Genomic DNA, 4,103 nt, shown 5'->3' with positions numbered 1-4,103 from the left:
ACCGCTGAGACCGTCAGCGTGCCGGCGTCGACGTCCAGCACCGCCGGCACGCCCAGGCCCACCGCGATCTGCTCGGCGCCGTGGCCGATCGGCAGGCCGCCCAGCACCGGCACGCCCAGCGAGCCGAACCGCTCGGTCAGCACCTCCGGCGTGGTCGGACTCGGATCGGGGTCGACGCACTCGGTGAACTGCCCGACCGCCACCCCGGCGATCCCGTCCAGCCAGCCCGCCCGCTCGAGCTGCACGATGCACCGGTCCACCCGGTACGGCTCGTCGTGCACGTCCTCGACCAGCAGGATCGCGCCGCGCAGATCCGGCCGGTGCCGGGTGCCGGCGGTCGCGGCCAGGATCGTGAGATTGCCGCCGAGCAGCACCCCCGAGGCCCGGCCGGGCGCCCGCACCGGGTACGTGTCCTCGGTCGGGTCGGCGGCGACGACGACCGGCCCGGTGCTCATCAACGCGCGCCGGGCACCCGCCTCGGTGGGACCGCCCTCGCCGGGTCCGGGATACGACGCGGTCGGGCCGTGCACGGTCGCCAGCCCCGCCTCGCACCACAGCGCGAGGTGGATCGCGGTGATGTCGGAGAAGCCGATGACCAGCCTCGGGTCGGCGCGCGCGGCCGCGAAGTCCAGGCCGTCGACGATCCGCTGGGCCCCGTACCCGCCGCGCAGGCACCAGATCCCGCGCACCTCGTCGTCGCGCAGCGCGGCGTTGAAGTCCGCCCGCCGCTCGTCGTCGGTCGCGGAGAGGTAGGACCGCCGGTTCATGGCGTGCTCGCCGACCCGGGCGCGCAGGCCCCAGCTCTGGAGCACCTCGACCTGGGCGGCGACGCGCTCCGGGCGTACCCATCCCGACGGCGCGACCAGGGCGACCAGATCGCCCTCCCGCAGCAGCCGCAGCATGCGGCCAAGATTAGTGGGGATGCGGGCAGCGGGTCCCGTCCCGAGCCACCCGGATCGCCTCCTCGTCGAGGTAGAACGCCGGGCGCAGGTCCAGCTCGTCGTAGTAGCGGTGGAACACCGGCGTGAGACCGCCCGACATCGGCGGCACGATCCACGTCCAGTCGGCCGGCACCGGGCGGCCGGCCTTCTCCTCGTTGCGCAGATGGGCCATGAACCGCTGCGACTCGGTGTGGTGGTCGGACATCTTCACGCCGGCCCGCTCGAAGGACCAGAGCACCGCGCGGTTCAGCTCGACCAGCGCCCGGTCCCGCCACAGCGTCGACTCGCGGCTGGTGTCCAGGCCCATCCGCTCGGCGACCACCGGCAGCATGTTGTACCGGTCCGCGTCGGCGAAGTTGCGGGCGCCGATCTCGGTGCCCATGTACCAGCCGTTGAACGGCGCCAGCGGATAGTGCACGCCGCCGATGGTGAGTCGCATGTTCGAGATCGCCGGGACCGCGTGCCAGCGCAGGCCCAGCTCGGCGAACCAGCCGTACTCGGGGTGCGCGATCGGCACCTCCCCGATCGCGCGCTCGGGCAGTTCGTAGAGGCGCACGCCCTCGGCCGGCGTCTCGATGGCCAGCGGCAGCACGTCGAAGTCCGACCCTTTGCCGCGCCAGCCAAAGCCTCGCATCGCGTCGGTGAAGGTGATTTGCCGCGGGTCGCCGACCGTCCGGCCGTCCTCACCGCGGTATCCGGCGTAGCGGATGAGCTGCTCGTTCCACACCCGGGCGTAGGGCTGGCCCGGCTGGGCGGCGGGAAAGATGCTGATCACCGGGCGGATCGTGGTGCTGCCCGCGGCCTGCAGGTGATGCACGAGCAGAGAGAAGATCTCATCCGAGGTACGCGCGCGGCGCCGGTCGAGCACCCGGAGACTGCGCCAGTAGAGCCGCCCGATGCACCGGCTCGCGTTGCGCCAGGCCATCTTCGCCCCGTACGACAGCTCCTCGGTGGTGTGCACGTAGCTGCCGGTCGCGGCGATCTGCGCGCGGACGATGGCCAGGCGGGGCTCGACCGGGCCGAGCCGGGCGTTCTCGAGATAGCACTGCCGCAGGAAGTCCTCGGCCTCCTCCGCATCCACGGGGGCGACGCGGTCCCACGGCTCCGTCGGATGGTCGCGGTACCCCGGCACGATCATCGTGCGCCTCCCAACCTCGAGCCGACGTGCTCAGGGAGGTTCGCACGACCCCGGCCGTGGACTCTCACACACCGTGTGCGACAAAAAGGACGCCGTCACGCCCCGTAAGGGTGACGGCGTCCTCTTTCGCCGGGTTCTACTCGCCCGGTGTGGACTTCGCGATCTGCATCAGGAACTCGATGTTCGTCCGGCTCTGCTTGAGCCGGTCGAGCAGCAGGTCCAGCGCCGCGGAGGACTCGAGCGAGGCGAGGACCTTGCGGAGCTTGTGCACGATGGCCAGCTCCTCCTTGCCCAGCAGGATCTCCTCCTTGCGGGTGCCGGAGGCGTTGGTGTCCACCGCCGGGAAGACCCGCTTGTCGGCGATCTTGCGGTCCAGCTTGAGCTCGGCGTTACCGGTGCCCTTGAACTCCTCGAAGATGACCGTGTCCATCATCGAACCGGTCTCCACCAGCGCGGTGGCGAGAATCGTCAGCGAGCCGCCGTTCTCGACGTTGCGCGCCGCGCCGAGGAAGCGCTTGGGCGGGTACAGCGCGGTCGAGTCGATACCACCCGACATGATCCGGCCCGAGGCGGGCGCCGCCAGGTTGTACGACCGGCCGAGCCGGGTCACCGAGTCGAGCAGCACGACCACGTCGTGACCCAGCTCGACCAGGCGCTTGGCCCGCTCGATGGCCAGCTCGGCGACGGCGGTGTGGTCCTGCGGCGGCCGGTCGAACGTGGCCGCGATGACCTCGCCCTTGACCGAGCGCTGCATGTCGGTGACCTCTTCGGGCCGCTCGTCGACCAGCACGACCATCAGGTGGCACTCGGGGTTGTTGTGCGTGATCGCGTTGGCGATCGCCTGCAGCACCATGGTCTTACCGGCCTTGGGCGGCGACACGATCAGCGCGCGCTGCCCCTTGCCGATCGGCATGACCAGGTCGATGACCCGGGTGGTGAGGATGTGCGGCTCGCTCTCGAGACGCAGGCGCTCCTGCGGGTAGAGCGGGGTCAGCTTGTAGAACTCCGGCCGCCGGCGGGCCTCCTCCGGCTCCATGCCGTTGATGGTGTCCAGCCGGACCAGCGGGTTGTACTTGTCCCGCCGGCTGTTGCCACCGCTGGTGTCGCCGCTGTCGCGCGGCGCGGCGCGGACCGCGCCGGTGACCGCGTCACCCGCGCGCAGGCCGTGCTTCTTGACCTGCGACATCGACACGTACACGTCGTTCGGGCCGGACAGGTAGCCGGTGGTGCGCACGAACGCGTAGTTGTCCAGCACGTCGAGGATGCCGGCCACCGGGACCAGGACCTCGTCCTCGTTGACGTGCGGCTCGCGGCCCTCGCGGCCGCCCTCGCGTCCACCGTCACGACCGCCGTCACGGCCGCCGTCACGGTCGTTGCCGTCCCGCTCGCCGCGACCCCGCCGCCGGTCACGGAAACGGCTGCGACGGCTGCGACGGCCGCCCTCACCGTTGTCGTTGTCGTCGTCGTCCGAGTCGTTCCGGCCGTCGTTGCGGCCCTCGTTGCGCCCGTCGGTGCGACCGCGGTCGTTGCGGTCGTTCCGCTCGTTGCGGTCGCGGTCGTTACGCTCGCGTGGCTCACGCTGCTGCTGGTCGCCGCTCTCGCCCCGGCCACCCTGCTCGCCGCGGCCGTTCTGCTCGCTCCGGCCACCCTGCTCGCTCCGGCCACCCTGGTCACCGCGGCCACCCTGGTCACCGCGGTCGGTGCGCTCGTTGCGGTCGCCACGGTCGTTGCGGTTGCGCTGCCGGTCGCGGCCGCCGCGCTCGCCGCGGTCACGGTCGGTGCGCTCCCGGGTCTCGGTCTCGGCCGGCGCGGACTGAGCTGATCCGGACTGCGCCGGCTGCTCCGACTGCGGTGCCTGCGCCGGGGCCGCCTCGGCGGGGGCCGGCGAGGTGGCGACCGGCGCGCTGTCGACCGGAAGGGCCGTCTGCACCGGAGCGGTGGCCACCGCCGACGGCGGGGGCGACCCCGGCACCGCGATCACGCTGTCGGGCGCCGCCGCGCCGGGTGCACGGCTCCGGGCACGC

3 protein-coding genes are annotated in these 4,103 nt (G+C 72.3%); all 3 read right to left on the bottom strand.

Features of this window, described 5'->3' with window-relative positions:
• The coding region (locus AB0M20_RS30295; RefSeq protein ID WP_364303737.1) for an LD-carboxypeptidase at positions 1-902 on the bottom strand (902 nt) is incomplete at its 3' end.
• 10 nt (positions 903-912) lie between these two features.
• Positions 913-2,079, bottom strand: a complete 1,167-nt coding sequence (locus AB0M20_RS30290; RefSeq protein WP_364303736.1) for a nitric oxide synthase oxygenase — start codon at positions 2,077-2,079, stop codon at positions 913-915.
• A gap of 136 nt (positions 2,080-2,215) precedes the next feature.
• On the bottom strand, positions 2,216-4,103 hold a 1,888-nt coding region (gene rho / locus AB0M20_RS30285; RefSeq protein ID WP_364303735.1), incomplete at its 5' end, for a transcription termination factor Rho.

The sequence above is a fragment of the Actinoplanes sp. NPDC051633 genome (genome assembly GCF_040681735.1).
GTDB lineage: Bacteria > Actinomycetota > Actinomycetes > Mycobacteriales > Micromonosporaceae > Actinoplanes.
Note: the sequence above shows the minus strand (reverse complement) of the source record. Positions and strands in the feature narration are given on the sequence as shown.